Below are 26,460 nucleotides of genomic sequence, written 5' to 3'. Positions count from 1 at the left end.
GGGTAAAGCTCCGACCCACTAAAAAAGATGGCACAGTGCCTTCACTGATCACAGTTAAGCACATTCGATGTGATGCGTATCACATTGCCATCACTTTAACGGCCGCGCGGCGCAATCCCTGAGTGCTGCGATGTGGTTTTTTATCGCGCATAAAAAAACCGCCGCTCCCGAAGAAGCGGCGGCTTTTTAAATGAACTCGCCGAGGCTTAGTAGCCCAGGTCGAAGTTCTCTTCTTTCATGTCCATCAGGTTGTTGGCGCCCGACAGCATGGTTGCAACGTGGGTGCGGGTGCGCGGCAGGATGCGCTGGAAGTAGAAGCGCGCGGTCTGCAGCTTGGCGGTGTAGAAGCCTTCTTCGGTAGTGCCCGCAGCCAATTTCTCGGCGGCCAGGCGGGCCATGTCGGCCCAGAAGTAGGCCAGGCAGGCATAACCGGAGTACATCAGGTAATCCACCGAAGCGGCACCGACTTCTTCACGGTCTTTCATGGCTGCCATGCCGACCTTCATGGTCAACTCGCCCCACTCTTTGTTCAGTGCAGCCAGCGGTGCAACAAACTCTTGCACGGCTGCATTGCCTTCGTTGGCCTGGCAGAACTTGTGGACGATCTTGGTGAAGCCCTTCAGCGCTTCGCCTTGAGTCATCAGCACTTTACGGCCCAGCAGGTCGAGGGCCTGGATGCCGGTGGTGCCTTCGTACAGCATCGAAATGCGGCTGTCGCGAACGTTCTGCTCCATGCCCCACTCGGCGATGAAGCCGTGGCCGCCGTAGATTTGCACGCCGTGGTTGGCGGATTCAAAACCGACTTCGGTCATGAACGCCTTGGCGATCGGGGTCATGAAGGCCAGCAGTGCGTCAGCCTGTTTCTTGGCTTCGTCGTCGGTGCCGTACTTGACCACGTCAACCTGCTTGGCGGTGAAGTACACCATCGCGCGGTTGCCTTCGGCGAAGGCTTTCATGGTCAGCAGCATGCGGCGCACGTCAGGGTGCACGATGATCGGGTCGGCGGCCTTGTCCGGCGCTTTCGGGCCAGTCAGGGAGCGCATTTGCAAGCGGTCACGGGCATATTTCAGGCCGCCCTGGAAGCCGATTTCAGCGTGGGACAGGCCTTGCAGCGCGGTACCCAGGCGAGCGGTGTTCATAAAGGTGAACATGCAGTTCAGGCCTTTGTTCGCCGGGCCGATCAGGAAACCGGTGGCCGCGTCGAAGTTCATCACGCAGGTGGCGTTGCCGTGGATACCCATCTTGTGTTCCAGGGAACCGCAGGACACCGCGTTGCGCTCGCCAATCGAACCGTCGGCGTTCGGTACGAACTTGGGAACGATAAACAGCGAAATGCCTTTGGTGCCAGCCGGTGCGTCCGGCAGGCGGGCCAGCACGATGTGGACGATGTTGTCGGCCATGTCGTGTTCACCGGCCGAGATGAAGATCTTGGTGCCGGAAACCTTGTAGGAACCATCAGCCTGAGGTTCGGCCTTGGTGCGCAGCATGCCCAGATCGGTGCCGCAGTGCGGCTCGGTCAGGCACATGGTGCCGGTCCACTCGCCCGACACCAGTTTGGTCAGGTAAGCCTCTTGCTGCTCGGGAGTGCCGTGCTCGGAAATGGTGTTCATCGCGCCATGGGACAGGCCCGGGTACATGCCCCACGACCAGTTGGCTTCGCCGACCATTTCGCTGACTGCCAGGCCCAGGGACTCCGGCAAGCCTTGGCCACCGTGCGCCACGTCGTGGGCCAGGCTTGGCCAGCCGCCTTCAACGAATTGTTTGTAGGCTTCTTTGAAACCGGTAGGGGTCTTAACGCCTGACTCGCTCCAGGTGCAACCTTCGATGTCACCCACGCGGTTCAGCGGTGCCAGTACCTGCTCACAGAACTTGGCGCCTTCTTCGAGAATGGCGTCAACCATGTCCGGGGTAGCGTCCTGGCAAGCCGGCAGGCTCTGATAGTGCGCTTCATAGCCAAGCAGTTCGTCACGAACGAAGCGAATATCACGCAAGGGGGCCTTGTAGTCAGGCATAGCGATAAACCTCTGCTGATGTATCTGGGATGAACAACCGCGTGGATGTGTTATGGCGGTCAAACAGTTGTTTGAAACATACGTTTACGACCAATCCTTGTCAAGCGTCGCGCAAATGCCGTTTGTCATGACGTGGGTCAACGTCAGGCACGGCAAGGCCTGCAGCGAAATGCCGCATGAAGATTCAAAACCTGAGGGAGATGGAGATCAATGTGGGAGCTGGCTTGCCTGCGATGCAGGCGCCGCGGTGTATCAGGATGGCTGAGGTGATGCTATCGCAGGCAAGCCAGCTCCTACAGAGAAGCTGGAGAGCGCAACATTCAGGCGTAGGTATCGATCAACGTGCCGAGCATTTCGTCGGAAGCCTTGGCGACTTTGGCGCCCAGTTCGACCTGGAACTTGCCTTGGGCCATCTCGACCATATTGCTGGCCGAGTTCGACGCCTGATTGGCATCGGCTGCACGCAAGCGATCGTTCTGCGCATCCGAAGGCTGGGTAGTGGCGGCGCTGGCAATCTTGCCGGCGGCCTGGTCGACACGGTTCTGCCCGGTCTGAATCGCGCTCAGCCCCGAGTAAAACGCACTGCTACCAGAGATTTCCATGGCGTGAACCTGCCTATAAGAGAATCGTGAACCGTTATTGAAGCAGACATACCGGCAAAACGCCCGTCAAAAACACTAATGGCATAATGCCTTATTGATAGGCAAAACTAGTCAAGCAGGTCCAGTTGCAAGTACTCCGCCACCGCTTCAGCGCCGGGATGCTTGAGCTTTGGCACCCTGCCCAGGCATGGCGCGGGCAGCCGTTCAGCCAGGGTGGCGAGGTTTTCTTCCAGACGAGAGGTCTTGGGGTCGATGATATTCGCCACCCAACCTGCCAACGGCAAACCGTCCCGGGCGATGGCTTCGGCGGTCAGCAGCGCGTGGCTGATGCAACCCAGCCGCACGCCCACCACCAGGATCACCGGCAGCTTCAGCGCCTGGGCCAGGTCCGACAGGTTGTCCTGATCCGCCAAGGGCACACGCCAGCCGCCCGCACCTTCAATCAGGGTGAAGTCGGCCTGCTTGGCCAGAATATGCTGCATGGGTTTGAGCAACGACTGCACCGTCAGCGCCACTCCGGCTTCACGGGCCGCCAGATGCGGTGCGATGGCCGGCTCGAACGCCACCGGGTTGACCTCGGCATAGGTCAAGGGCAAAGAACACTCGGCCAGCAACGCCAGGGCATCCGAATTGCGCAGCCCCTTGGGCGTCAGTTGGCAGCCCGAGGCCACCGGCTTGCCCGCCGCCGTGCTTTTGCCGGCTTGACGCGCGGCATGCAGCAGGCCCGCGGCGATGGTGGTCTTGCCGACGTCGGTGTCGGTCCCCGTGATGAAGTAAGCGGCACTCATAGAGGTTTCTCCAGGACGGCGTACACCACTTGATAAGTTGCCGGCAGGCCCTGGGCCTGGCGGAACTGCTCGTAGGCTTGCACCAGTGCAACAATCCGCGCCCGGCCCGTCAAGCCTCCGGGGCGCCCCGGGTTCAGATTGTGTGCACCCAAGGCTTTCAATTCGTGGGTCAGGCTGCGCACGTCGGGGTAATGCAGCACGTGGGGACGCTGCTCCAGGCTGCGCACCCGCAAGCCACTGGCGGCGCAAAGTTGCTGGTAAGCACTGAATGGCCGGAAGCGATTGACGTGGACCATGCCATCCGCCGCACGCCAGCTTTCGCGCAACTCATCCAGCGTACCCACGCACAGGCTGGCAAACGCCAGCACGCCGCCAGGCTGCAACACCCGCCGCGCCTCGCTGAGTACGGCGGCAAAGTCCGAACACCACTGCACAGCAAGGCTCGAATAGATCAGCCCGCAACTGGCGTCCTGCAACGGCAAGCGCTCGGCATCGCCAGCGATAAAATGTTGCGCACCACCCAACGGCCGGGCGTGGTTGAGCATGCCTTCGGCAATATCCAGGGCCACGCCTTGGGTGTCCGGAAATGACTGGCCCAGCACACGACTGAAATAACCCGTGCCGCAGCCCAGGTCCAGCCAGCGTTGCGGCGAGATATCTGCCGGCACACGTCGCAGCAGCTCACTGCCCACCGTACGCTGCAACTCGGCAACGCTGTCGTAACTGGCGGCTGCGCGGGAAAAGGAGGCCGCTACCTGGCGCTTGTCTGGCAAGCCGCCCGGCAGCACCGGAAGGGATAAATCAGTCATCACCGCACTCATGCAAAAAAGCCTGGATGGCCCCCGCCACACCGTGGGGGTCCTCCAGTAGAAAAGCGTGACCGGCCTGTTCAATCAGGCCGATTTCAACATCGGGCAGCAACGTCAGCAAGTCGCTGGCCGCCTCGGCGGGCACCAGGCCGTCCATGCCGGCAAACAGGTGCAACTGTGGGCCACGAAAGGCCAGCAACGCCTCACGGGTATCCAATTGAGCGAGTAATTCAAGGCCATTCATCAGGACCGGAGAAGGCGTATTCGGCGCTCCACTGACCAACAAGCGCGCCAGCCCGCGAGGGTCTTCCGCGCCCTTGGCACACAGCAGGCCGAAGCGCTTGAGCGTGACCTGGGAATCGGCATTGCACCCGGCGAGAAACGCATCGAAGGTTTCGCCGGGCATTGCGCTCGGCCAGCCGTCATGGGCGACAAAACACGGATTGCTGGCCAGGGTCACCAGGCCACAGCAACGATCGCCGCGGCGCGCTGCAAGCTCAGAAGCCAGCATCCCGCCGAGGGACCAGCCACCCAGCCAAACGTTGTCCGGCAGGCTGGCGTCCAGCTCGTCCAGCCATTCGTCGAGGTCGCCGGAAGCCAGCACCGGCAAGGGTTCGATATGCACCCGCAGGTGTTCATCCAGCCCTTGCAGCGCCGCCGCCAGCGGTTCCAGCGGCGACACGCCAAGGCCCCAGCCGGGCAGCAGTATCAGTCGATCACGCATGGTCGGGCTCCTGGCCTAACAAGCGGAAACACTCTTCCAATGCGTTTAACAATAGCTGCACCTGGGCTTCGCTGTGGGCCGCCGTCAGGGTCACCCGCAGGCGGGCGCTGCCGGCGGGCACGGTTGGCGGGCGGATCGCCGTCACCATCAGCCCGCGCTCACGGAGCATCTGCGACAAACGCACGGCACGGGCGCTGTCGCCAATCATGATCGGCTGGATCGGCGTGAAACTGTCCATCAGCTCCAGGCCGATCTGCTCGGCGCCTTGGCGGAACTGGCGGATCAACCCCTTGAGATGCTCCCGCCGCCAATGCTCGGTGCGCAGCAGTTCCAGGCTTTTCAGCGTGGCGCAGGCCAACGCCGGCGGTTGGCTGGTGGTGTAGATATACGGGCGGGCAAACTGGATCAGGCTTTCGATCAGTTCCTCACTACCCGCCACAAATGCCCCGGCAGTACCGAAGGCCTTGCCCAGGGTGCCCACCAATACCGGCACGTCTTCCTGACTCAAGCCAAAATGCTCGACGATCCCGCCACCATTGGCGCCCAGAGGCCCGAAGCCATGGGCGTCATCCACCATCAGCCACGCGCCCCGGGCCCGGGTTTCACGGGCCAGCTCCGGCAGGTCGGCCAGGTCGCCGTCCATGCTGAACACGCCATCGGTCACTACCAGCGTATTGCCGGTGGCCTTCTCCAGGCGCTTGGCCAGGCTGGCCGCGTCGTTGTGCAGATAACGATTAAAGCGCGCTCCCGAGAGCAAACCGGCATCCAGCAACGAAGCGTGGTTGAGACGGTCTTCCAGCACCGTATCGCCCTGCCCCACCAGCGCCGTGACCGCGCCGAGGTTGGCCATGTAACCGGTGGTGAACAGCAGCGCCCGCGGGCGGCCGGTCAGGTCGGCCAGGGCTTCTTCCAGTTCATGGTGCGGCGTGCTGTGGCCGATCACCAGGTGTGAAGCGCCACCGCCCACACCCCAGCGTGCCGCGCCCGCGCGCCAGGCTTCAATCACTTGCGGGTGATTGGCCAGGCCCAGGTAATCGTTGTTGCAGAACGCCAGTAACGGCTGGCCATCGACCACCACTTCAGGGCCTTGAGGGCTCTGCAGCAGTGGACGTTGACGGTACAGGTGCTCGGCACGACGGGCCGCAAGACGCGCGGCGAGATCGAAAGACATGCAGACCTCGATTAGCGCTCAACCCTGTGGGAGCTGGCTTGCCTGCGATGACGGCGGCACTTTCAGCATCAATGTGCCTGACAGACCGCTATCGCAGGCAAGCCAGCTCCCACACTGGACCGCACTTCGACAAGAGATATGGCTTAAACAGCCGCGTTGTAGAACTGCTCGCTACTTTTCTGTTCTACCAGCGCCTGCTCGATCGCCGCCTGGTGCACTTCATCGGCGTGCTCTTCACGGGCCTCCGGCAAGATGCCCAGGCGCGAGAACAACTGCATGTCTTTATCCGCCTGCGGGTTGGCGGTGGTCAGCAGTTTGTCGCCGTAGAAAATCGAGTTGGCACCGGCAAAAAACGCCAGGGCCTGCATCTGCTCGTTCATCGCCTCACGCCCGGCCGACAGCCGCACATGGGACTGCGGCATCAGGATGCGCGCCACCGCCAGCATGCGGATGAAGTCGAACGGGTCGATGTCTTCGGCGTTTTCCAGCGGCGTACCCACCACTTTCACCAGCATGTTGATCGGCACCGATTCCGGATGCTCCGGCAGGTTGGCCAGCTGGATCAGCAGGTTGGCGCGATCGTCCAGGGACTCGCCCATGCCGAGGATGCCGCCGGAGCAGATCTTCATCCCCGAATCACGCACGTACGCCAGGGTTTGCAGGCGCTCGCCGTAGGTGCGGGTGGTGATGATCGAACCGTAGAACTCCGGCGAGGTGTCGAGGTTGTGGTTGTAGTAGTCGAGGCCGGCCTGGGCCAGGGCTTCGGTCTGGTCCTGGTCGAGGCGGCCGAGGGTCATGCAGGTTTCCAGGCCCATGGCTTTCACGCCTTTGACCATCTCCAGCACGTAGGGCATGTCTTTGGCCGACGGATGCTTCCAGGCGGCGCCCATGCAGAAACGGGTCGAACCGATGGCCTTGGCGCGGGCGGCCTCTTCGAGGACCTTCTGCACTTCCATCAGCTTTTCTTTTTCCAGGCCCGTGTTGTAGTGGCCCGACTGCGGACAATATTTGCAATCTTCCGGGCAGGCGCCGGTCTTGATCGACAGCAGCGTGGAAACCTGGACGCGGTTGGCGTCGAAATGCGCGCGGTGCACGGTCTGCGCCTGGAACAACAGGTCATTGAAGGGCTGCACAAACAGCGCTTTGACTTCGGCTAAAGACCAATCGTGACGCAGGTTGGCAGTGATGCTGGCGCTCATGGGCGATTCCTTGATTATGCTTTGGCAAGCCCTGCGGGGAGTAATACCCACAGGCACGACACGGATGCTCGGCATATTTAAGGAAGATTCATGCACTGTCAACTTGATAACAAACACGAGGTTTACATCTGGTTAAAAAGCAACCAGACCTGTCTGGTCTGCGATGAACTCAGCGAAACCGCCCATCCTGTCTGCAACGTCTGCGAAACCGAGCTGCCCTGGCTGATGGACCACTGCGAAGTGTGCGCGCTGCCGTTGCCCATGGCGGGCCTGGTGTGCGGCCAATGCCTGAAGCGACCGCCGGCGTTTAAACACGTGGTTGCGCCCTGGACTTACAGCTTTCCCGTCGACAGCCTGATCAGCCGTTTCAAGCATCAGGCCCGCTGGCCGCTGGGGCATTTGCTCGCGCATCTGCTGGGGCAATTTCTGCAACACCGTTATGACGATGCCGAACTCATGCGCCCCGACTGCCTGCTGCCCGTGCCTTTGGCCCGCAAACGCCTGCGGGAACGGGGTTTCAACCAGGCGGCGATGCTCGCCCGCTGGCTGAGCAATTACCTGAATATCCCTTACGATGAGCACCTGCTGTTACGGCCTCATGAAACCGTGGCGCAGCAGGATCTGGACGCCAAAACCCGCCAGCGCAACCTGCTCCAGGCCTTCGCCCTGGCAGAAGGTGCCCAAGTCAAAGGCCGGCACCTGGCGCTGATCGACGACGTGCTTACCACCGGCGCCACCGCCAACAGCCTCGCCCGATTGCTGATGGACGCCGGCGCCCGGCAAGTCGACGTGTATTGCCTGGCGCGCACGCCCAAGCCGGGCACATGACTTGACTCGGGAGCGCCCTGCCCGCAACGTCTGCGCATTCCATCGAAGCGTGTAGCCATGTCCCTGCCAACCCTCTTGAGCCAACACATCGTCCGTCGCCCCCAGCGCATTGCGTTGCTGCAACACATTGCCGAACAGGGCTCCATCACCCGCGCCGCAAAAAGCGCGGGCTTGAGCTACAAGGCCGCGTGGGACGCCATCGACGAGCTGAACAACCTGGCGCAAAAGCCCCTGGTAGAACGCAGCGTGGGCGGTAAGGGCGGCGGCGGCGCCAAGCTGACGTCCGAAGGCGAACGGGTATTGCGCCTTTACCAGCGCCTGCAGGTGCTGCAAGCCCAGGTGCTGGACTCCGCCGAAGACGCCAGCGACTTCAACCTGCTGGGCCGCCTGATGCTGCGCACCAGCGCACGCAACCAATTGCACGGCCGGGTGATTGCCATCGACAGCCACGGCCGCAACGATCTGATTCGCCTGGAACTGGCCGCCGGGTTGAGCCTGGAGGCGCAGATTACCCACGACAGCACGTTGCGCCTGGAGCTGGAGATCGGCACGGAAGTCGTCGCCCTGATCAAGGCCGGCTGGCTTGAAGTGCTGGCCGTCTCGCAGCCAGCAACACCTGGACACAATTGCCTGGAAGGGAAAATCGAGGCCATTCTCGACGCCGAGGATGGTCCCAGCGAGGTGCGTATCACCCTGCCCAACGGCCAGGTTTTGTGTGCCCTGGCCCGGCCCGAGGCGCTTGCGCAGATGAATGCCGCCGAAGGCCACCCGGTGAAGGTGCAGTTCTCCCCCAGCAACGTGCTGCTAGGCACCCCGGTGTAGCGCTTCAAACTGCAACAATTTCGTCACGACCGCTCCCTAAGGTGTCTGCAAAAACCCGCAGGGAGCCTGAAATGAGCCTATTAGAAGAAAACCAAGCCACCGACCTGGAACAGATGGTCGGCCTCACCCGTCGGCGTTTTATCGGCGCCGGCGCCCTGTGCGGTGCGGCGATGTTCCTCGGCGGCAACCTGCTGACCCGCAGCGCCCTGGCCGTGAACGCCGCCTCCAACAGCCCATTGCTGGGTTTCGCCAGCATCGCCTCAGCCACCAGCGACGCCATCACCCTGCCGCCCGGCTACAGCGCCTCGGTGCTGATCAGTTGGGGCCAGCCGCTGCACAAGAACGCGCCGGCCTTCGACCCCAGCGGCAACGGCACCGCCAAGGCCCAGGAACAGCAGTTCGGCGACAACAACGACGGCATGAGCCTGTTCGCCTTCCCCGGTGACGAGAACCGCGCGCTGATGGCGATCAACAACGAATACACCAACTACCGCTACCTCTACGCCCACGGCGGCGCGCCGCAATCGACCGAAGACGTGCGCAAGGCCCAGGCCAGCGAAGGCGTGTCGGTGATCGAAGTGCGGCGCAAAGGTGATACCTGGCAGTTCGTCCAGGACTCGAAATACAACCGACGCATCCACGGCAACTCGCCGATCCGCTTTGGCGGGCCTGCGGCGGGCCATGCCTGGCTGAAAACCAGTGCCGACAAAACCGGCAAGAAAGTCCTCGGCACCTTCCAGAACTGCGCCAACGGGAAGACGCCGTGGGGCACCTATCTCACCTGCGAAGAAAACTTCACCGACTGCTTCGGCAGCAGCAACCCGCAACAAACCTTCGACGCCGGGCAGAAACGCTACGGTGTGGTGGCCGCCAGCAAAGACATCCACTGGCACCCGCATGACCCGCGCTTCGACATGGCCAAGAACCCCAACGAACTCAACCGCCATGGCTGGGTGGTGGAAATCGACCCGTTCGACCCGCAATCCACGCCGGTCAAGCGCACCGCCTTGGGCCGCTTCAAGCACGAAAACGCTGCCCTGGCGCAAACCCGCGACGGCCGCGCCGTGGTGTACATGGGCGACGACGAGCGCGGCGAGTTCATCTACAAGTTCATCAGCCGCGACAAGATCAACCACAAGAGCCCCAAGGCCAACAAGGACCTGCTGGACCACGGCACCTTGTACGTGGCGATCTTCGACGCGGGCGACGGCAATGCCGACCATCCCAAGGGCCAGGGCCAATGGGTCGAACTGACCTACGGCAAGAACGGCATCGACGTCAACAGCGGTTTCGCCAGCCAGGCCGAAGTGCTGATCCACGCACGCCTGGCGGCCAGCGTGGTGAAAGCCACCCGCATGGACCGCCCGGAATGGATCGTGGTCAGCCCTGCCGACGGCCAGGTGTATTGCACCCTGACCAACAACGCCAAGCGCGGCGAAGACGGCCAGCCGGTGGGCGGCCCGAACCCGCGGGAGAAGAACGTCTACGGGCAGATCCTGCGCTGGAAGGCCAATGCCAACGACCATGGCGCGCCGGACTTCAGTTGGGATTTGTTCGTGGTGGCCGGCAATCCGACCGTGCACGCCGGGACGCCCAAGGGCGGCTCATCCAACATCAACCCGCAGAACATGTTCAACAGCCCGGACGGCCTGGGCTTCGACAAGGCCGGGCGGTTGTGGATCCTCACCGATGGCGACTACAGCAACGGCGGCGACTTTGCCGGCATGGGCAACAACCAGATGCTGTGCGCCGACCCGGCGACCGGGGAAATTCGCCGGTTCATGGTAGGGCCGGTGGCCTGTGAAGTGACCGGGATCAGCTTCTCGCCAGACCAGAAAACCCTGTTTGTAGGGATTCAGCATCCGGGGGAAACCGGTGGCTCGACCTGGCCGGAACATCTGCCGAATGGCAAGCCACGCTCATCGGTGATGGCGATTCGTCGGGATGATGGCGGGATCGTCGGCGCCTGACAGGGCCTCATCGCGGGCAAGCCCGGCTCCCACAGTTGACCGAGTATTACTGTGGGAGCCGGGCTTGCCCGCGATAGCGGACTATCAGCCACCACCTATCTCGACCCCGGTGCGTTACCATACCCGGCCGGACGCGGCGCCCTGCTGCGCGCAGGAGTTCGCATGGCACACCCGTTTGAAACACTGACCCCTGATCTGGTGCTCGACGCTGTCGAAAGCATCGGTTTCCTCAGCGACGCCCGCATCCTCGCGCTCAACAGCTACGAAAACCGTGTCTACCAGGTCGGCATCGAAGACTCAGAGCCCCTGATCGCCAAGTTCTACCGGCCCCAGCGCTGGACCAACGAAGCGATCCTCGAAGAACACAGCTTCACCTTCGAATTGGCCGAGTGCGAAGTGCCCGTGGTGGCGCCGATGATTCACAACGGCGAAAGCCTGTTCGAACACGCCGGCTTCCGCTTCACCCTGTTCCCGCGCCGCGGTGGCCGCGCGCCGGAGCCGGGCAACCTCGACCAGTTGTATCGCCTGGGCCAACTGCTCGGCCGTTTGCACGCGGTCGGCTCCACCCGCCCCTTCGAACACCGCGAAGCCCTGGGCGTGAAGAACTTCGGTCACGACTCCCTGAACACCCTGCTGGAAGGTAATTTCATTCCCAAAAGCCTGCTGCCGGCCTACGAGTCCGTGGCCCGCGACCTGCTCAAGCGGGTGGAAGAGGTCTACAAAGCCACGCCCCACAAGAACATCCGCATGCACGGCGATTGCCACCCCGGCAACATGATGTGCCGCGACGAGATGTTCCACATCGTCGACCTCGACGACTGCCGCATGGGCCCCGCCGTTCAGGACCTGTGGATGATGCTCGCCGGTGACCGTCAGGAATGCCTGGGGCAACTGTCGGAATTGATGGACGGCTACCAGGAGTTCCACGACTTCGACCCGCGCGAACTGGCGTTGATCGAACCACTGCGGGCCCTGCGCCTGATGCACTACAGCGCCTGGCTTGCACGCCGCTGGGACGACCCGGCGTTCCCCCACAGCTTCCCGTGGTTTGGCAGCGAACGTTATTGGGGCGACCAGGTGCTGGCGCTGCGCGAGCAGTTGTCGGCGCTCAATGAAGAACCCTTGAAACTGTTCTAACCCACACCACCACCCTTGTAGGAGCCGGGCTTGCCCGCGATAGCATCACCTCGGTATTCCTGCAGAACCGAGGCGCCTGCATCGCCGGCAAGCCAGCTCCTACAGAAAAGCAGATCCCACTGGCTGACAAATATCCTTACAATCGCGGCTTTGTTAGCTGCCTAAGCAAGGATTCTGCATGCAAGCCGCCAACCCGCGTCGCGGGTACATATTGGGCCTGAGCGCCTACGTCATCTGGGGCCTGTTCCCGCTGTATTTCAAAGCCATCGCCAGCGTTCCCGCCGCAGAAATCATCGTCAACCGCGTGCTGTGGTCGGCGCTGTTCGGCAGTTTGCTGCTGATGGTCTGGAAGCACCCCGGCTGGTTCCAGGAACTGCGGGACAACCCCAAGCGCCTGGCGATCCTGGCCCTGAGCGGTACCTTGATCGCAGGTAACTGGCTGACCTATGTGTGGTCGGTGAACAGCGGCCGCATGCTGGAGGCCAGCCTGGGTTACTACATCAACCCGCTGGTGAACGTGCTGCTGGGCATGGTGATCCTGGGCGAGCGCCTGCGCCGCCTGCAATGGGTGGCCGTGGGCCTGGCGGCATTGGGTGTGGCGCAACAGGTGTGGCAGGTCGGCAGCTTGCCGTGGGTGTCCCTGGTACTGGCGGCCACCTTTGGTTTCTACGGCTTGATCCGCAAGCAGGCGCCGGTCAAGGCGCTGCCCGGGCTGGTGGTGGAAACCTGGATGCTGGTGCCGATTGCCATCGCGTGGCTGCTGTTCAACCCGTCCGCCCACAGCGCACAGATGGAGTTCTGGAGCACTTCCGAAGCCTGGTGGCTGGTGGCCGCAGGCCCGGTGACGCTGATCCCGCTGGTATGTTTCAACGCCGCCGCGCGGCATTTGCCCTACACCGCCCTGGGCTTCCTGCAATACGTGGCGCCCACCCTGGTGCTGCTGGAGGCCGTGCTACTGTTCAACGAACACCTGGCGCCCGCCACTTTGATCGCCTTCTGCTTTATCTGGGCCGGCCTGGTGGTTTACAGCCTCGACGCCTGGCTGACCGTGCGCAAAAGCTGATCAAATAACGTACAAACCTCTGCAAGCCACAGCCGGCGTGGCTTGCAGGCATTAACCCCAAGGTTATCCACAGCCTGATCCCCGGCGTTTGTGCACAAGCCCTTGAAACTGTTCGTTTTTTAGCCAGCCGGCGAAGAACCACGGCCCGCTTGGGCTGGACGCGGGTCTCTACAGGTTATCCACAGGCCCATGCAAGATTTCCATGCATAACCTTGTGGGCAACTATTCCTCGCTGCGTAGCTCCAGTTCCACCATCAAGTCATCCGCCAGGGTTTCCAGGGCGGCCTGCAAGGTCTCCAACGGCAGCGTCAATGGCACCGCCAGCAGCGCCTCGGCGTGGAACAGCGGGTCACTGCTCATGGGCGCAGGGCGCACGTCGGTGATCAAGCGCTCCAGGTTGACGCCCTGCTTGCTCAGCAGCGCGGTGATGTCACGGACAATCCCCGGCCGGTCATTGCCCACCAGCGTCATCGCGATCGGTTGCGACTCGCTGGCCGCCACCGAACTGCTTTCCCCCAGCAGCACGCGAATGCCATGGGTGGACAAGTCCTCCAGCGCCCCAATCAGATCCAGACGATTTTCCGCCGGCACGCTCACGCGCAAGATCCCGGCAAACTGCCCGGCCATGTGCGCCATGCGGCTTTCCAGCCAGTTGCCGCCGTGTGAGGCGATGCATTGGGCGATGCGTTCAACCACGCCGGGTTTATCCGGGGCGATGACAGTCAGTACGAGATGGTCCATGGTGTCGTCCTCTTCTTATGAAAATCAGGTAGGAACCCGGCGTTCCCCTCGCACCTACCAAGGTGGACTCAGGTAGGCACGAAAACAAATCGTGTACCATTTTTATATTTATCTGGAACAATCCAATAGTTTTTTGAGAACATCCTGTACCCCACTGTGACCGTACGACCAAAGTGGGTCGCTAAACGACGTATTTAGTCTAATTTTCACAACCGCAACTCATCATGTAGTATGCCCAATCGCGCACTACATAACGTTAGGTCGATGTCTGCCAAGGCAACCACGCACCGCGACGCAGCCCGCCCAGCCGCCTTCAACGGCATGTACTGGTGCGGCGTGTTCGCGGTTTACATGGCCAGAGGCTTCATTGGTAAATTGAAAAGCTGAAAAGCGCATAAGCTCCGCAGAGTGAGGCAAGCAATGACTGAACACGTTCAAGTCGGTGGCCTGCAGGTCGCCAAAGTCCTGTTCGACTTCGTGAACAACGAAGCCATTCCTGGTACCGGCATCACCGCCGACCAGTTCTGGGCCGGTGCCGACAAGGTCATCCACGACCTGGCGCCGAAGAACAAAGCCCTACTCGCCAAACGCGACGATTTTCAAGCGCGGATCGACACCTGGCACCAGGCACACGCCGGCCAGGCCCACGACGCGGTGGCCTACAAAGCCTTCCTTCAAGATATCGGATACCTGCTGCCAGAAGCCGCGGATTTCCAGGCATCGACCCAAAACGTCGACGAAGAAATTGCCCACATGGCCGGCCCGCAACTAGTGGTGCCGGTGATGAACGCCCGTTTCGCCCTCAACGCCTCGAATGCACGTTGGGGCTCGCTGTATGACGCGCTGTATGGCACCGACGCCATCAGCGAAGCCGACGGTGCCGAAAAGGGTAAAGGCTACAACAAGGTCCGTGGCGACAAGGTCATTGCCTTCGCCCGCGCCTTCCTCGACGAAGCCGCGCCACTGGCTGCCGGCAGCCATGTGGATTCCACCGGCTACAAGATCGTCGACGGCAAGCTCGTGGTCAGCCTTAAAGGCGGCAGCAACAGCGGCCTGCGCAGCGATGCACAGTTGATCGGCTATCACGGCGATGCCGCCAAGCCGACCGCAGTTCTGCTCAAGCACAACGGCCTGCACTTCGAAATCCAGATCGACGCCAGCACCCCGGTCGGCCAGACCGATGCCGCCGGCGTGAAGGACGTGCTGATGGAAGCCGCCCTGACCACCATCATGGACTGCGAAGACTCCGTCGCCGCCGTCGATGCCGATGACAAAGTGGTGATCTACCGCAACTGGCTCGGCCTGATGAAGGGCGACCTGTCGGAAGAAGTCGCCAAGGGTGGCAAGACCTTTACCCGTACCATGAACGCCGACCGCGTTTACACCGGTGCCGACGGTAAGGAGGTGACCCTGCACGGTCGTTCGCTGCTGTTCGTGCGCAACGTTGGCCACTTGATGACCATCGACGCGATTCTCGACAAAGACGGCAACGAAGTGCCGGAAGGCATTCTCGACGGCCTGCTCACCAGCCTGTCGGCGATTCACAGCCTCAACGGCAACACCAGCCGCAAGAACAGCCGCACCGGTTCGGTCTACATCGTTAAACCGAAGATGCACGGCCCGGAAGAAGCCGCGTTCACCAACGAGCTGTTCGGCCGCATCGAAGACGTGCTGAAGCTGCCGCGCAACACCCTCAAAGTCGGGATCATGGACGAGGAACGCCGCACCACGGTCAACCTCAAGGCCTGCATCCAGGCGGCCAGCGAGCGCGTGGTGTTTATCAACACCGGCTTCCTCGACCGTACCGGCGACGAAATCCACACCTCCATGGAAGCCGGCGCGATGGTGCGCAAGGCCGCGATGAAGGCTGAAAAATGGATCGGCGCCTACGAAAACTGGAACGTCGATATCGGCTTGAGCACCGGCCTGCAAGGTCGCGCGCAAATCGGTAAAGGCATGTGGGCGATGCCCGACCTGATGGCCGCCATGCTGGAGCAGAAGATTGCTCACCCGCTGGCCGGCGCCAACACGGCGTGGGTTCCGTCGCCGACGGCGGCTGCGCTGCACGCGCTGCATTACCACAAGGTTGACGTCTTCGCCCGCCAGGCCGAACTGGCCAAGCGCGAGCGCGCTTCGGTGGACGACATCCTGACCATTCCCCTGGCCCAAAATACCGATTGGTCTGACGAAGAAATCCGCAACGAACTGGACAACAACGCCCAGGGCATCCTCGGTTACGTGGTGCGCTGGATCGACCAGGGCGTGGGTTGCTCGAAAGTGCCGGACATCAACGACGTCGGCCTGATGGAAGACCGCGCCACCCTGCGTATCTCCAGCCAGCACATCGCCAACTGGTTGCGCCATGGCATCGTCAATGAAGCCCAGGTGATGGAAAGCCTCAAGCGCATGGCGCCGGTGGTAGACCGCCAGAACGCCGGGGACGCGCTGTACCGTCCGCTGGCACCGGATTTCGACAGCAACATCGCGTTCCAGGCGGCGGTGGAGTTGGTGATTGAAGGGACCAAGCAGCCCAATGGTTATACCGAGCCGGTGTTGCACCGTCGGCGTCGGGAGTTCAAGGCCAAGAATGGCTTGTAACTAAACGCTGAAAACGAAAAAGCCCTGATCAATAAATGATCAGGGCTTTTTTTGCATCTCGTAGCAGCTGTCGAGCGCCAGCGAGGCTGCGTCGGGCGCGACTCGGTTCGGTGCCTGGCTCATCATCGAGAGGATCCGTTACTGCACCATCCCCAACTCCCGCTTCACCATCTTCGCCAGCTTCACGCTATCAATCGGCTTGAGCAAAAAATCCACCACGCTCAAATGCATCGCATCAATCACGTCCGGCGCTTCAGCGTCCCCCGACATGATGATGATCGGCAACGCCGCCCGAGTAGACTGCCGTACCTGGCGAATCAATTGCAGCCCGTTGCTCGGCGTCATGCGCAGGTCGGTGATCAGCAAGCCGATGGAGCTGCTGGAGCTCAACAAGTCCCACGCCGCCTCGCCGCTGTCGGCGGTCATGCAGCGAATGCCGTCCAGGCCAAGAATTTCCGCCAGCAGTTCGCGCGCGTCCTTGTCGTCATCCACGATCAGTACACGTTGTGGCGGCAAATCCGGCTCCTGCATAACAGCGCTCAGGGCCTCGCGCTCGGCATCACTCAAAATATCGTGGTCGGACATACGTTTCTCGGCAGTTCTAATCAATCTCCCAGCACAGAAGTCAGACATCGCCGGAAGGGCGAACAATGTGCACTTCGTCGGAAAGTTTGCCTAGTGGGCGTTCTACGGGGTTTGGACGATATTCATGTAAGGTTTTTCCCTAGTAGTTGAGGGCAATTCGCTACCTAGACTTACGTCCAATGGGCACCCGCAGCGCAGGAGTCGACCATGAGGCACGATAACGACAAAAAAACTGCGGTCATAGGTATGAGTAAAGCTGATGCTTTCACACAAGCGGGGAAAACCGCTGTGTTGCAGAACATCCACGGCACCCTGCAATTCCTGCAACGTTTCCCGCCGTTCAACCAGATGGAAAACGCCCACCTGGCTTTTCTGGTAGAGCAGTGCCAATTGCGCTTCTACGGCCCCGGCGAGAGCATCCTCAAGCCCTCGGGCGGGCCGGTGGAACACTTTTACATCGTCAAGCAGGGCCGCGTGGTGGGCGAGCGACCGGATTCAGCAGAAACCACCTTTGAAATCACCACCGGTGAATGTTTCCCGCTGGCGGCGCTGCTGGGCGAGCGGGCGACCCGCACCGAGCACAAAGCCGCCGAAGACACCTTCTGCCTGCAACTGAACAAGCCGGCCTTTATCAAGCTGTTCGCCCTTTCCAGCGCGTTTCGCGACTTTGCCCTGCGCGGGGTGAGCAGCCTGCTGGATCAGGTCAACCAGCAGGTCCAGCAAAAAGCCGTGGAAACCCTCGGCACCCAGTATTCGCTCAACACTCGCCTGGGCGAGTTGGCCATGCGTCACCCGGTGACCTGCAGCCCGCTGACGCCGCTGCGCGAAGCGGTCACGCAGATGCACGAGCAGCAAGTGGGCAGCATCGTGATCGTCGATGAGCACAAGGCACCCCTGGGGATTTTCACCCTGCGGGACCTGCGCCAGGTGGTGGCCGACGGCACCAGCGATTTCAGCCAGGGCATTGAGCGTCACATGACCCAGGCGCCGTTCTTCCTCACGCCGGACCACAGTGCCTTTGATGCTGCGATTGCCATGACCGAACGGCATATTGCCCACGTGTGCCTGGTCAAGGATCAGCGCCTGTGTGGGGTGGTGTCCGAACGTGACCTGTTTTCCCTGCAACGGGTCGACCTGGTGCACCTGGCCCGCACCATCCGCAATGCGCCACGGGTGGACAACCTGGTGGCGATCCGTGGGGAGATCGGCCAGCTGGTGGAACGCATGTTGGCCCACGGGGCGTCGTCCACCCAGATCACCCACATCATCACCTTGCTCAACGACCACACCGTGTGCCGCGTCATCGAGCTGACCCTGGCTGACAAGGGTGACCCCGGCGTGCCGTTCAGCTGGCTGTGCTTCGGCAGCGAAGGCCGCCGCGAGCAAACGCTGTATACCGACCAGGACAACGGCATTCTGTTTGAAGCCAAAGACGCCGCCGAGGCTGCCGAGATTCGTGGCCGCCTGCTGCCCCTGGCGCAACAGATCAACCAGAGCCTGGCGCTGTGCGGCTTTACCCTGTGCAAGGGCAACATCATGGCCGGCAACCCGGAGCTGTGCCTGTCCCGGGCCGAATGGGCGCGCCGGTTTGCCGGGTTTATTCGTGAGGCCACGCCGGAGAATCTGCTGGGCTCGAGCATCTATTTCGATTTGCGGGTGGTGTGGGGCGACGAACAAGGGTGCGAGCAATTGCGCCAGGGCATTCTCGATCAAGTCGCAGACAACCGCCTGTTCCAGCGCATGCTGGCCGAGAACGCGTTGCGCCAGCGCCCGCCGGTGGGGCGTTTCCGGGATTTCGTGCTGACACGCAAAGGCGCCGACAAGGCGACACTCGACCTCAAGGTGCAAGGCCTCACGCCCTTTGTCGACGGTGCCCGGCTGCTGGCCCTGGCCAATGGCATCCACGCCAACAACACCCTGGAGCGCCTGCGCCAACTGGTGGCCAGGGAAGTCATCGAACGTCTCGACGGTGCGGCCTACGAAGAGGCCTACCACTTCATCCAGCAAACCCGCATGCAGCAGCACCAACTGCAAACCCGCGAGAACCTGCCCTACTCCAACCGCGTCGACCCCGACAGCCTCAACCACCTCGACCGCCGCATCCTGCGCGAATCCCTGCGCCAGGCCCAACGCCTGCAAAGCAGCCTGACCCTGCGGTATCAGCTGTGAGTTTGTTTGGCTGGTTGCGCAAAGCCAAACCGGGCCTGGACGCGGCGCAACAGCGGCGTGTCGAGCAACTGCCCAAGCCACGGGAACTGGCAGGCGGATCGCTACGGGCCCAGCGCTGGGTGGTGGTGGACCTGGAAACCAGCGGCCTGAACCTCAATCGCGACCTGGTGTTGTCGATTGGCGCCGTGGTGATCGAGGACGGCGCGGTGGACTTCTCCCAACTGTTCGAACGCACCCTGCACCGGGCCGAGACCAAGCTCAGCCCCAGCGTGCTGATCCACGGCCTAGGCCCCAGCGCCATTGCCGCGGGCAGTGATCCGGCTGAAGCGTTGATGGACTTTATGGAGTTTGTCGGCGACAGCCCGTTGCTGGCGTTCCATGCGCCCTTCGATCAACACATGCTGTGCCGGGCCCTCAAGGACAGCCTGGGCTATCGCCTGAACCACCCATTCCTGGACGTGGCCGACATCGCCCCGCTGCTGTGCCCCGACGCGAACATCCGCGAGGCCGGGCTGGATGACTGGATCGGGCATTTCAAACTGCAGGTGGGCGAGCGTCACCATGCGAGTGCAGATGCGTTGGCGACGGCAGAGTTGATGTTGATTCTGTTCAACCGGGCCCGGCAGCAGCAGATCGACAGCCCCAAGGCCTTGCAGGAGCGCCTTGGTCAATGGAAACGTCGCAAACAGGCCCCCTCCTTATAATCGTGGTGAGGGAGCTTGCTCCCGCTGGGGTGCGAAGCGCCCCCAAAACCAGCCGACCGCTCTCCTACTGAGTGAATGCATAGCCTGGATTGCGGCCGCTGCGCAGCCGAGCGGGAGCAAGCTCCCTCGCCACAACAAGCTGCATCATCATAAAAGATGTCATTACGCCGCCACCCGACCAACGCCAATTGCACCCGTACGACGCCTCTGCCACAATCGCGAATAATTCTCGTTAGTTTAAACTTTCCGATCGGTGTCGCCTTGTCGTCAATCCAAAGTCCCCACAGTGAGCTTGTTGGCGCGTTGTACCGCGACCATCGCAGCTGGCTGTTGGCGTGGCTGCGACGCAACGTGGCCTGCCCCAGCCGTGCCGAAGACCTGAGCCAGGACACCTTCATGCGCCTGCTGGGCCGTGAAGAACTGCGCGAACCCCGCGAGCCCCGGGCCTTCCTGGTGGCCATCGCCAAGGGCCTGCTGTTCGATTACTTCCGCCGCGCCGCGCTGGAACAGGCCTACCTCACCGAACTGATGCTGATCCCGGAAAGCGAACACCCGTCCCCGGAAGATCAGCAACTGATCCTCGAAGACCTCAAGGCCATCGACCGCTTGTTGGGCAAACTCTCCAGCAAAGCCCGTGCGGCCTTCCTCTATAACCGCCTCGATGGCCTGGGCCACGCCGAAATCGCCCAGCGCCTGGGGGTTTCCGTGCCCCGCGTGCGGCAGTACCTGGCCCAGGGCATTCGCCAGTGCTACATCGCCCTGTATGGCGAGCCGCTGTGAGCCCGGTCAGTTCCAGGCCGGTGTCGGCACGGGTGCTCGACGCGGCCATTGCCTGGCAACTGTCCCTCGATTCGGGCGACGGCAGCGCCGTGGAGCAGGAAGAGTTCGCCAAATGGCTGGCCAGCGATGAAGAACATGCCCGGGCCTGGCGCCAGTTGGGGATGCTCGATCAGCGTTTCAGCGCGGCCTCGGGCCCGGCCCGGGCGGCGCTGTTGCAGTCCCGCGAAGGCATTCGCCGCCGTGTGCGCAAGCTCGGCAGCGGCCTGGCCAGTGTGGTGCTGGTGTGCGGCCTGGTGTTGTTCGCCGGCCAGCGCTACCTGCCGCTCAACTATTGGCTGGCCGACCAGCGCACCGCCACCGGCGAACAGCGCACCCTGAAGCTGGCCGACGGCACGGTGATCAACCTCAATACCCACAGCGCCATCGACGTACGCTTCGACGAGAAACGCCGGCTGATCGTGTTGCAGGAAGGCGAGATCCTCGTCGAGACCGGCCACAACGACGCCCGCCCGTTTTTTGTCGAAACCCGCGAAGGCAGCCTGCGGGCCCTGGGCACGCGGTTTATCGTCAAGCGCGAAGACGACGGCACGCGCCTGAGCGTGTTGCAGTCTGCCGTCGGCGCGCAGCCCGAGGCGCTGCACCAGGAGCAGGTCTTCAAGGAAGGCCAGCAAGTGCTGATGCGCCGCGACGGCCTCGGCCCGATGCTGGCCGTAAACCCCGGCACCGACGCCTGGACCCGCGGCATGCTGGTGGTGGACAACGCCCGCCTCGGCGATGTGGTTGAGGAACTGAGCCGCTACCGCAGCGGGTACCTGGGTGTGGATAAACAGGTGGCCGACCTGCGGATCACCGGCAGCTTCCCGCTGCACGACACCAACCTGGCGCTGAACGCGTTGCTGCCGACCTTGCCGGTGCAAATCGAGCAGCACACACCGTGGTGGGTCACCGTAAAGGCCAAGCCGCCCACGCAATAGCCACGTAGCAGCTGTCGAGCCTAAGCGAGGCTGCGTCGGGCGCGACTCAGTGCGATGCCAGGCGAAGGTTCGGCAGCGCTGCCAACGCAGCCTCGCTCAGGCTCGACAGCTGCTACGGGAAATAGCGCCTGGAGCCACCGATGCGGACCCAAATAGAAATTATTTTCATTGGGCCCTATCACTTTTTGCATCTCGTTCGGCACATAGGCAATTGAGAAATATTTCCATTCAGGAGCCGCCGTATGTCCCGCACGCTAGACACCTTGTTGCGCCCCAGCCTGTTAGCCGTGGCCATAGCCCTCAGCGCCCCGCTGGCCAGCACCCAGCTGATTGCCGCCGAACAGGCCTCCAGCGTGCGCGCCTACAACCTGCCGGCAGCACCATTGGCCACCACGCTGAACCAGATCGCCAGCCAGGCGGGTTTGGCGCTGACGCTGAATCCTGGGTTGGCGTCGGGTAAGACTTCCGCACCGGTGAAGGGCCAATTCGATGCACAGGGCGCGTTGCGCGAGGCGTTGCGTGGGACCGGGCTGCAACTGGAGCAGAGCAGTGCAGGCACGTTCAGCCTGGTAGCGATTCCGGATGGGGTTGTGGCGTTGCCGGAGACCAGTATTACCGGGCAAGCCGATGCGGAAAGTGCCTGGGGGCCGGTTGATGGATACCTGGCGTCTCGCACCGCCGCCGGCACCAAGACCGATACCGCGCTGGTGGAAGCCCCGCGCTCGATTTCTGTCGCCACCCGTCAGCAAATGCAGGACCGCAACGTCCAGAACCTGGATGACGCCGTGAAGTACATGCCCGGCATCGTGTCCGCCAGCTACGGCAGCGACACCCGCTACGACTGGATGCGTGTGCGCGGCTTCGAACCCACGCAATTCCTCGACGGCCTGCCACTACCGCGCGGCGTGTACGCCAACCCGAAGGCGGAAACCTGGAACCTCGACCGCCTCGCCCTGCTGCGTGGCCCGGCCTCGTCGGTCTACGGCCAGACGCCACCGGGCGGCCTGCTGGACATGGTCAGCCGCCGCCCAAGCGCTGAATCGAGCAACGCCATTCAGGTGCAGTACGGCAGCGACAACTATCGTCAGATCAACTTCGCCAGCACCGGCAAGATTGATGATGAAGGTAAATTTCTCTACGGCCTCAGCGGTGTAGTGCGCGATGCCGGTACCCAGGTCGATCACATCGACAACAAGCGCTACAACATCGCCCCCAGCCTGACCTGGAATATTGATACCGACACCAAGCTGACTTTCCTGTCGCAGTTCACTCGTGACGATACCGGCGCCACCAGCCAGTTCCTGCCGATTGTCGGCACCAAGATCAAATCGCCGCTGGGCGACGTGTCTCATCACAAGAACCTGGGCGATCCCGACTACGAGTACTACGACCGCACCTACTACGCGCTGGGCTATGCCTTTGAGCATCGCTTCAACGATACCTGGCAGTTCAAGCAGAACCTGCGCTACACCAAATCGGAGTTGTCCTTCCAGCAATTGACCGTGGGGTCCTACGGTTTCTCGACCATTGATGCCGAGGGCAACACCAGCCGCTCGTCGACCAATGTGGACGAAAACATCGGCCAGTTCGCCGTCGACAACAATTTTCAGGCTGACTTCGCCACCGGCGACATCACCCACACCGTGCTGCTCGGCCTGGACCATCAGCGCACCGACACCTCGTACCTGTCGATCTTCGGTGACGGCGGGACGGTCAACCTCTACAACCCGGTCAACACCCAGCCGGTGGTGCGCCCGGCGCGCTCCACCGCTTATTACGACTACAACCAGAAAACCATCCAGACTGGCCTCTACGCCCAGGACCAGATGGCCCTGGACAAGTGGCGCCTGACCCTCGGTGGCCGTGAAGACTGGGTGCACCAAGGCACCACGTACTTCAACAAGAACGACGCGACCAATACCGACCGCAGCAAGAATTTCAGCGGTAACGCTGCGCTGAGTTACGTGTTCGATTCGGGCTTCGTTCCGTACCTCTCCTACGCCGAGTCGTTCCAGCCCGCGAGCAACGCCAGCGTCTCGCCGACCGAGTCGTACAAACCCACTGAAGGCAAGCAATGGGAAATGGGGGTCAAGTATCAGCCGCCCGGCTCAAATACCCTGCTGAGTGCTGCGGTGTATGACCTGACCCAAAAGAACGTGCTGGTTACCAGCTTCGGGGCCGGTGGCCAGTCGATCACCAACCAGACCGGCGAAGTGAAGGTCAAGGGCCTGGAGCTTGAAGCGGTGTCTGATGTGACCGAGAACCTCAAGGTGATCGCCGCTTACACCCTGGCCAAATCCGAAGTACAAAAAGGCCAATACAAAGGCAACCGCCTGCAACTGATGCCCAACCAGCAAGCGTCCCTGTGGACCGACTACACCTGGCACGCCGGCGTGCTCGACGGTTTCGGCATTGGCGCGGGCGCCCGTTACACCGGCAACACCTATGGAGACCAGGGCAATACCTGGCTGGGCAAGGCCAACGCCTACACCGTGTTCGACGCCTCCGTGCACTACGACCTCGGCCGCCTGGACAACAGCCTCAAAGGCGCATCGGTGAAACTCAACGCCACCAACCTGTTCGACAAGGACTACATTTCCACCTGTGATGCGTCCTACTGCTACTACGGCGACCAACGCAGCGTAGTCGCCAGTGCCACCTACCAGTGGTAATCGACTGAGCTAACAACCAGGCCGCCCCATGGGCGGCTTCGGTGTGTCTGAAGGCTAGAAAATGAAAAGCAAAACCATCCGCCGCTGGTCCTTCATCCACACCTGGACCAGCCTCGTCTGCACCGTATTCCTGCTGCTGCTCGCCCTCACCGGCCTGCCGTTGATCTTCCACCACGAGATCGATCACCTGCTGGGCAACGAGCCCGAGCTGGCACAGATGCCCGCCGACACCCCACAGTTGAACCTCGAACAGCTGGTGGCCAAGGCCCAGGCCCATCGCCCCGGCGAAGCCATGCAATACCTGGCCTGGGACGAAGACGACAAGAACGGCGTGATCGCAATCATGGCCGCCACCGCCGGCACCGAACCCAACGCCTCCCACACCTTCATGCTCGACGCCCGCACCGGCGAGGCCGTGGAAACACCCGCGGCCAACGGCGGGCTGACGATGTTCCTGCTGCGCCTGCACGTCGACATGTTCGCCGGGCTGCCGGGCAAGTTGCTGCTGGCGTTCATGGGCATTCTGTTTGTGCTGGCGATCATCTCCGGCACGGTGTTGTACCTGCCGTTCATGCGCCGGTTGAAGTTCGCCACGGTGCGCCAGGACAAGTCCACGCGCCTGCGCTGGCTCGACCTGCACAACCTGATCGGCGTGGTGACCCTGACCTGGGCCTTGGTGGTCGGCGTAACCGGCGTGATCAGCGCCTGCGCCGACCTGATCATCGCCGCCTGGCGCACCGACAGCCTCAGCGCGATGATCGAACCCTACAGGAACGCCCCGCCGCTGACCTTGCGTGCGCCCGCCACCGACCTGCTGACGATTGCCGCCAAGGCCGCGCCGAGCATGGAGCCGGACTTTATCGCGTTCCCCGGCACGCGCTTTTCCAGCGAGCATCACTACGCGGTGTTCATGAAAGGCAGCACCCACCTGACGTCGCACCTGCTGACACCCGTGTTGATCGACGCCAGCAACCTGCAGGTCACCGCCATCGCCGAACGCCCGTGGTACATGGACGCCATGGGCATGTCCCAGCCGCTGCACTTCGGTGACTACGGCGGCATGCCGATGAAGATCCTCTGGGCGGTGCTGGACGTGCTGACCATCATCGTCCTGGGCAGCGGCGTGTACCTGTGGCGGGTGCGGCGCAAGGCGGGCAAGTCATGAAGCCGAGACAGTCGAGTTTCTGGAAGGTCTTCGGCATTCCGCTGGCCATCGGGCTGCTGAGCGCGGCCGGGTTGTTTGCGGCGTTGCTGGGGGACGGGTTGTGGGATTCGTTGAGCTGGGTCGGGCTGGGCATTCCAGCGGTCATTGGCAGCTGGGCGTTGCTCAAGCGTTGAGATAGATTAGCGCTGCCCTTTTCCGAGGAATGCCCATGTCCACCCCCAGCATGACGTTGTTCCACAACCCTGCCTCGCCGTTTGTGCGCAAAGTACGGGTGCTGTTGCACGAGACCGGCCAACTGGACCGCGTGACCTTGCATGCGTGCGTGCCGACGCCGGTCGCGCCCGACGCCGATGTGATCCTGGACAACGCGCTGGGCAAGATCCCCGCGCTGCGCCTGGCCGACGGCAATGCACTGCATGACAGCCGGGTGATCCTCGATTACCTCGACTACCAACATACCGGCACGCCGCTGATCCCCCGCGACGGCCCGGCTCGCTGGCGCCGCCTGACCCTGGCCTCGACGGCCGACGGGATCATGGATGCCGCCGTGCTGGTGCGTTATGAAACTGCCATGCGCCCGGTGGAAAAACACTGGGACCTGTGGCTGGAAGGCCAGCGCGACAAGATCCGCCGCGCGCTCGACATGCTGGAACAGGACGCCATCGCCGAACTGGCCGGGCCGTTTGACGTGGCTGCAATCAGCGTGGCCTGTGCGCTGGCTTATCTGGATTTCCGCCACCCGGACATGCAGTGGCGGTCGAGCCATCCACGACTGGCTGCCTGGTATGCCGAGGTGAGTCAGCGCCCGTCGATGCTCCAGACCCAGCCACCGGCCTGACCTGCTGCAAGGCTTCCTAGTGGTGAGGGAGCTTGCTGTGGTGAGGCAGCTTGCTGTGGCGAGGGAGCTTGCTCCCGCTGGGCTGCGCAGCGGCCCCAAAAATCCTGGG

The 26,460-nt window shown here is 62.3% G+C and carries 24 protein-coding genes; 15 read left to right on the top strand and 9 right to left on the bottom strand.

Going from position 1 to position 26,460, the window contains the following annotated elements:
- Nucleotides 1-206: 206 nt before the first annotated feature.
- Nucleotides 207-2,012 carry a phenylacyl-CoA dehydrogenase gene (locus HX875_RS11075; RefSeq protein WP_177043225.1) on the bottom strand — a complete coding sequence of 602 codons (1,806 nt, stop codon included), beginning with the start codon at nucleotides 2,010-2,012 and terminating at the stop codon, nucleotides 207-209.
- 52 nt (nucleotides 2,013-2,064) lie between these two features.
- On the opposite strand from HX875_RS11075, the gene HX875_RS11070 reads away from it, so the two are divergent.
- A complete protein-coding gene (locus tag HX875_RS11070) occupies nucleotides 2,065-2,277 on the top strand; it encodes a hypothetical protein (RefSeq protein WP_177043224.1) in 213 nt (70 codons plus the stop codon).
- Nucleotides 2,278-2,332: 55 nt separating this feature from the next.
- Here HX875_RS11070 and HX875_RS11065 read toward each other — a convergent pair whose 3' ends face one another.
- The 6 genes from HX875_RS11065 to bioB all read right to left on the bottom strand — a co-directional run bounded on the left by HX875_RS11065 (nucleotide 2,333) and on the right by bioB (nucleotide 7,305).
- Nucleotides 2,333-2,614 carry a pyrroloquinoline quinone biosynthesis protein PqqE gene (locus HX875_RS11065; protein ID WP_177043223.1) on the bottom strand — a complete coding sequence of 94 codons (282 nt, stop codon included), beginning with the start codon at nucleotides 2,612-2,614 and terminating at the stop codon, nucleotides 2,333-2,335.
- Nucleotides 2,615-2,721: 107 nt separating this feature from the next.
- Nucleotides 2,722-3,402, bottom strand: a complete 681-nt coding sequence (bioD, locus tag HX875_RS11060) for a dethiobiotin synthase (RefSeq protein WP_177043222.1) — start codon at nucleotides 3,400-3,402, stop codon at nucleotides 2,722-2,724.
- Nucleotides 3,399-4,211 (bottom strand): malonyl-ACP O-methyltransferase BioC, encoded by an 813-nt coding sequence (gene bioC / locus HX875_RS11055; protein WP_177043221.1) that lies wholly within the window; start codon nucleotides 4,209-4,211, stop codon nucleotides 3,399-3,401. Before bioC ends, bioD begins: the two co-directional genes overlap by 4 nt.
- Nucleotides 4,204-4,935, bottom strand: coding sequence for an alpha/beta fold hydrolase (locus HX875_RS11050; RefSeq protein WP_177043220.1), 732 nt, complete (start codon nucleotides 4,933-4,935; stop codon nucleotides 4,204-4,206). Before HX875_RS11050 ends, bioC begins: the two co-directional genes overlap by 8 nt.
- Nucleotides 4,928-6,106: an 8-amino-7-oxononanoate synthase gene (bioF, locus tag HX875_RS11045; protein WP_177043219.1), complete on the bottom strand. Its 1,179-nt coding sequence runs from the start codon at nucleotides 6,104-6,106 to the stop codon at nucleotides 4,928-4,930. Before bioF ends, HX875_RS11050 begins: the two co-directional genes overlap by 8 nt.
- A gap of 143 nt (nucleotides 6,107-6,249) precedes the next feature.
- On the bottom strand, nucleotides 6,250-7,305 hold the full coding sequence (gene bioB / locus HX875_RS11040; protein WP_177043218.1) for a biotin synthase BioB: 1,056 nt from the start codon (nucleotides 7,303-7,305) through the stop codon (nucleotides 6,250-6,252).
- A 90-nt stretch (nucleotides 7,306-7,395) separates the two neighbouring features.
- Between bioB and HX875_RS11035 the strand changes: the two genes are divergently transcribed.
- The 5 genes from HX875_RS11035 (at nucleotide 7,396) to rarD (ending at nucleotide 13,125) form a co-directional block, all read left to right on the top strand.
- Entirely contained in the window at nucleotides 7,396-8,133 is a 738-nt protein-coding gene (locus HX875_RS11035; protein WP_177043217.1) for a ComF family protein, read from the top strand.
- 57 nt (nucleotides 8,134-8,190) lie between these two features.
- Nucleotides 8,191-8,955: a TOBE domain-containing protein gene (locus tag HX875_RS11030; RefSeq protein ID WP_177043216.1), complete on the top strand. Its 765-nt coding sequence runs from the start codon at nucleotides 8,191-8,193 to the stop codon at nucleotides 8,953-8,955.
- 71 nt (nucleotides 8,956-9,026) lie between these two features.
- Nucleotides 9,027-10,925: a PhoX family protein gene (locus tag HX875_RS11025; protein ID WP_177043215.1), complete on the top strand. Its 1,899-nt coding sequence runs from the start codon at nucleotides 9,027-9,029 to the stop codon at nucleotides 10,923-10,925.
- Between the two features lie 162 nt (nucleotides 10,926-11,087).
- Nucleotides 11,088-12,062: a serine/threonine protein kinase gene (locus HX875_RS11020; protein WP_177043214.1), complete on the top strand. Its 975-nt coding sequence runs from the start codon at nucleotides 11,088-11,090 to the stop codon at nucleotides 12,060-12,062.
- Between the two features lie 178 nt (nucleotides 12,063-12,240).
- Nucleotides 12,241-13,125, top strand: a complete 885-nt coding sequence (gene rarD / locus HX875_RS11015) for an EamA family transporter RarD (protein WP_177043213.1) — start codon at nucleotides 12,241-12,243, stop codon at nucleotides 13,123-13,125.
- Between the two features lie 222 nt (nucleotides 13,126-13,347).
- Here the strand turns inward: rarD and HX875_RS11010 are convergent, their stop codons facing one another.
- Nucleotides 13,348-13,866: a glycine cleavage system protein R gene (locus HX875_RS11010; protein WP_177043212.1), complete on the bottom strand. Its 519-nt coding sequence runs from the start codon at nucleotides 13,864-13,866 to the stop codon at nucleotides 13,348-13,350.
- A gap of 420 nt (nucleotides 13,867-14,286) precedes the next feature.
- Here HX875_RS11010 and HX875_RS11005 point away from each other — a divergent pair, with 420 nt between their 5' ends.
- Nucleotides 14,287-16,464, top strand: coding sequence for a malate synthase G (locus HX875_RS11005; protein WP_177043211.1), 2,178 nt, complete (start codon nucleotides 14,287-14,289; stop codon nucleotides 16,462-16,464).
- A 138-nt stretch (nucleotides 16,465-16,602) separates the two neighbouring features.
- Here HX875_RS11005 and HX875_RS11000 read toward each other — a convergent pair whose 3' ends face one another.
- Nucleotides 16,603-17,049 carry a response regulator gene (locus HX875_RS11000; RefSeq protein ID WP_177043210.1) on the bottom strand — a complete coding sequence of 149 codons (447 nt, stop codon included), beginning with the start codon at nucleotides 17,047-17,049 and terminating at the stop codon, nucleotides 16,603-16,605.
- Nucleotides 17,050-17,295: 246 nt separating this feature from the next.
- Here HX875_RS11000 and HX875_RS10995 point away from each other — a divergent pair, with 246 nt between their 5' ends.
- The 8 genes from HX875_RS10995 to HX875_RS10960 all read left to right on the top strand — a co-directional run bounded on the left by HX875_RS10995 (nucleotide 17,296) and on the right by HX875_RS10960 (nucleotide 26,351).
- Complete coding sequence (locus HX875_RS10995) at nucleotides 17,296-19,218, top strand: putative nucleotidyltransferase substrate binding domain-containing protein (protein WP_177043209.1); 1,923 nt, start codon at nucleotides 17,296-17,298, stop codon at nucleotides 19,216-19,218.
- Nucleotides 19,215-19,922, top strand: a complete 708-nt coding sequence (locus HX875_RS10990) for a 3'-5' exonuclease (protein ID WP_177043208.1) — start codon at nucleotides 19,215-19,217, stop codon at nucleotides 19,920-19,922. The genes HX875_RS10995 and HX875_RS10990 overlap by 4 nt, the downstream gene beginning before the upstream one ends.
- 261 nt (nucleotides 19,923-20,183) lie before the next feature.
- The gene (locus HX875_RS10985) at nucleotides 20,184-20,702 is read left to right on the top strand and encodes an RNA polymerase sigma factor (RefSeq protein ID WP_177043207.1); all 519 of its coding nucleotides are present in this window, start codon (nucleotides 20,184-20,186) and stop codon (nucleotides 20,700-20,702) included.
- Nucleotides 20,699-21,676 carry a FecR domain-containing protein gene (locus tag HX875_RS10980; protein WP_177043206.1) on the top strand — a complete coding sequence of 326 codons (978 nt, stop codon included), beginning with the start codon at nucleotides 20,699-20,701 and terminating at the stop codon, nucleotides 21,674-21,676. The genes HX875_RS10985 and HX875_RS10980 overlap by 4 nt, the downstream gene beginning before the upstream one ends.
- A gap of 242 nt (nucleotides 21,677-21,918) precedes the next feature.
- Complete coding sequence (locus HX875_RS10975) at nucleotides 21,919-24,348, top strand: TonB-dependent siderophore receptor (protein WP_177043205.1); 2,430 nt, start codon at nucleotides 21,919-21,921, stop codon at nucleotides 24,346-24,348.
- A 61-nt stretch (nucleotides 24,349-24,409) separates the two neighbouring features.
- A complete protein-coding gene (locus HX875_RS10970) occupies nucleotides 24,410-25,513 on the top strand; it encodes a PepSY-associated TM helix domain-containing protein (protein ID WP_177043204.1) in 1,104 nt (367 codons plus the stop codon).
- Nucleotides 25,510-25,686 carry a hypothetical protein gene (locus HX875_RS10965; RefSeq protein ID WP_010167463.1) on the top strand — a complete coding sequence of 59 codons (177 nt, stop codon included), beginning with the start codon at nucleotides 25,510-25,512 and terminating at the stop codon, nucleotides 25,684-25,686. Before HX875_RS10970 ends, HX875_RS10965 begins: the two co-directional genes overlap by 4 nt.
- 35 nt (nucleotides 25,687-25,721) lie before the next feature.
- Nucleotides 25,722-26,351, top strand: coding sequence for a glutathione S-transferase (locus tag HX875_RS10960; RefSeq protein WP_177043203.1), 630 nt, complete (start codon nucleotides 25,722-25,724; stop codon nucleotides 26,349-26,351).
- Nucleotides 26,352-26,460 lie beyond the last annotated feature (109 nt).

Source organism: Pseudomonas yamanorum (assembly GCF_013386765.1).
In the GTDB taxonomy this organism is placed as follows: Bacteria; Pseudomonadota; Gammaproteobacteria; order Pseudomonadales; family Pseudomonadaceae; genus Aquipseudomonas; species Aquipseudomonas yamanorum_A.
This window is presented reverse-complemented; position numbering and strand designations above follow the sequence as displayed.

Coding starts and splice junctions, on each gene's coding strand:
- HX875_RS11075 (WP_177043225.1), bottom strand. CDS start 2,012: ATGCCTGACTACAAGGCCCCCTTGCGTGATATTCGCTTCGTTCGTGAC.
- HX875_RS11005 (WP_177043211.1), top strand. CDS start 14,287: ATGACTGAACACGTTCAAGTCGGTGGCCTGCAGGTCGCCAAAGTCCTG.
- bioD (WP_177043222.1), bottom strand. CDS start 3,402: ATGAGTGCCGCTTACTTCATCACGGGGACCGACACCGACGTCGGCAAG.
- HX875_RS11050 (WP_177043220.1), bottom strand. CDS start 4,935: ATGCGTGATCGACTGATACTGCTGCCCGGCTGGGGCCTTGGCGTGTCG.
- HX875_RS11035 (WP_177043217.1), top strand. CDS start 7,396: ATGCACTGTCAACTTGATAACAAACACGAGGTTTACATCTGGTTAAAA.
- HX875_RS10960 (WP_177043203.1), top strand. CDS start 25,722: ATGTCCACCCCCAGCATGACGTTGTTCCACAACCCTGCCTCGCCGTTT.
- bioF (WP_177043219.1), bottom strand. CDS start 6,106: ATGTCTTTCGATCTCGCCGCGCGTCTTGCGGCCCGTCGTGCCGAGCAC.
- HX875_RS10975 (WP_177043205.1), top strand. CDS start 21,919: ATGTCCCGCACGCTAGACACCTTGTTGCGCCCCAGCCTGTTAGCCGTG.
- HX875_RS11025 (WP_177043215.1), top strand. CDS start 9,027: ATGAGCCTATTAGAAGAAAACCAAGCCACCGACCTGGAACAGATGGTC.
- HX875_RS11065 (WP_177043223.1), bottom strand. CDS start 2,614: ATGGAAATCTCTGGTAGCAGTGCGTTTTACTCGGGGCTGAGCGCGATT.
- HX875_RS11020 (WP_177043214.1), top strand. CDS start 11,088: ATGGCACACCCGTTTGAAACACTGACCCCTGATCTGGTGCTCGACGCT.
- HX875_RS10965 (WP_010167463.1), top strand. CDS start 25,510: ATGAAGCCGAGACAGTCGAGTTTCTGGAAGGTCTTCGGCATTCCGCTG.
- HX875_RS11070 (WP_177043224.1), top strand. CDS start 2,065: ATGGCGGTCAAACAGTTGTTTGAAACATACGTTTACGACCAATCCTTG.
- HX875_RS10970 (WP_177043204.1), top strand. CDS start 24,410: ATGAAAAGCAAAACCATCCGCCGCTGGTCCTTCATCCACACCTGGACC.
- HX875_RS11010 (WP_177043212.1), bottom strand. CDS start 13,866: ATGGACCATCTCGTACTGACTGTCATCGCCCCGGATAAACCCGGCGTG.
- HX875_RS11030 (WP_177043216.1), top strand. CDS start 8,191: ATGTCCCTGCCAACCCTCTTGAGCCAACACATCGTCCGTCGCCCCCAG.
- rarD (WP_177043213.1), top strand. CDS start 12,241: ATGCAAGCCGCCAACCCGCGTCGCGGGTACATATTGGGCCTGAGCGCC.
- HX875_RS11000 (WP_177043210.1), bottom strand. CDS start 17,049: ATGTCCGACCACGATATTTTGAGTGATGCCGAGCGCGAGGCCCTGAGC.
- bioB (WP_177043218.1), bottom strand. CDS start 7,305: ATGAGCGCCAGCATCACTGCCAACCTGCGTCACGATTGGTCTTTAGCC.
- bioC (WP_177043221.1), bottom strand. CDS start 4,211: ATGACTGATTTATCCCTTCCGGTGCTGCCGGGCGGCTTGCCAGACAAG.
- HX875_RS10995 (WP_177043209.1), top strand. CDS start 17,296: ATGAGTAAAGCTGATGCTTTCACACAAGCGGGGAAAACCGCTGTGTTG.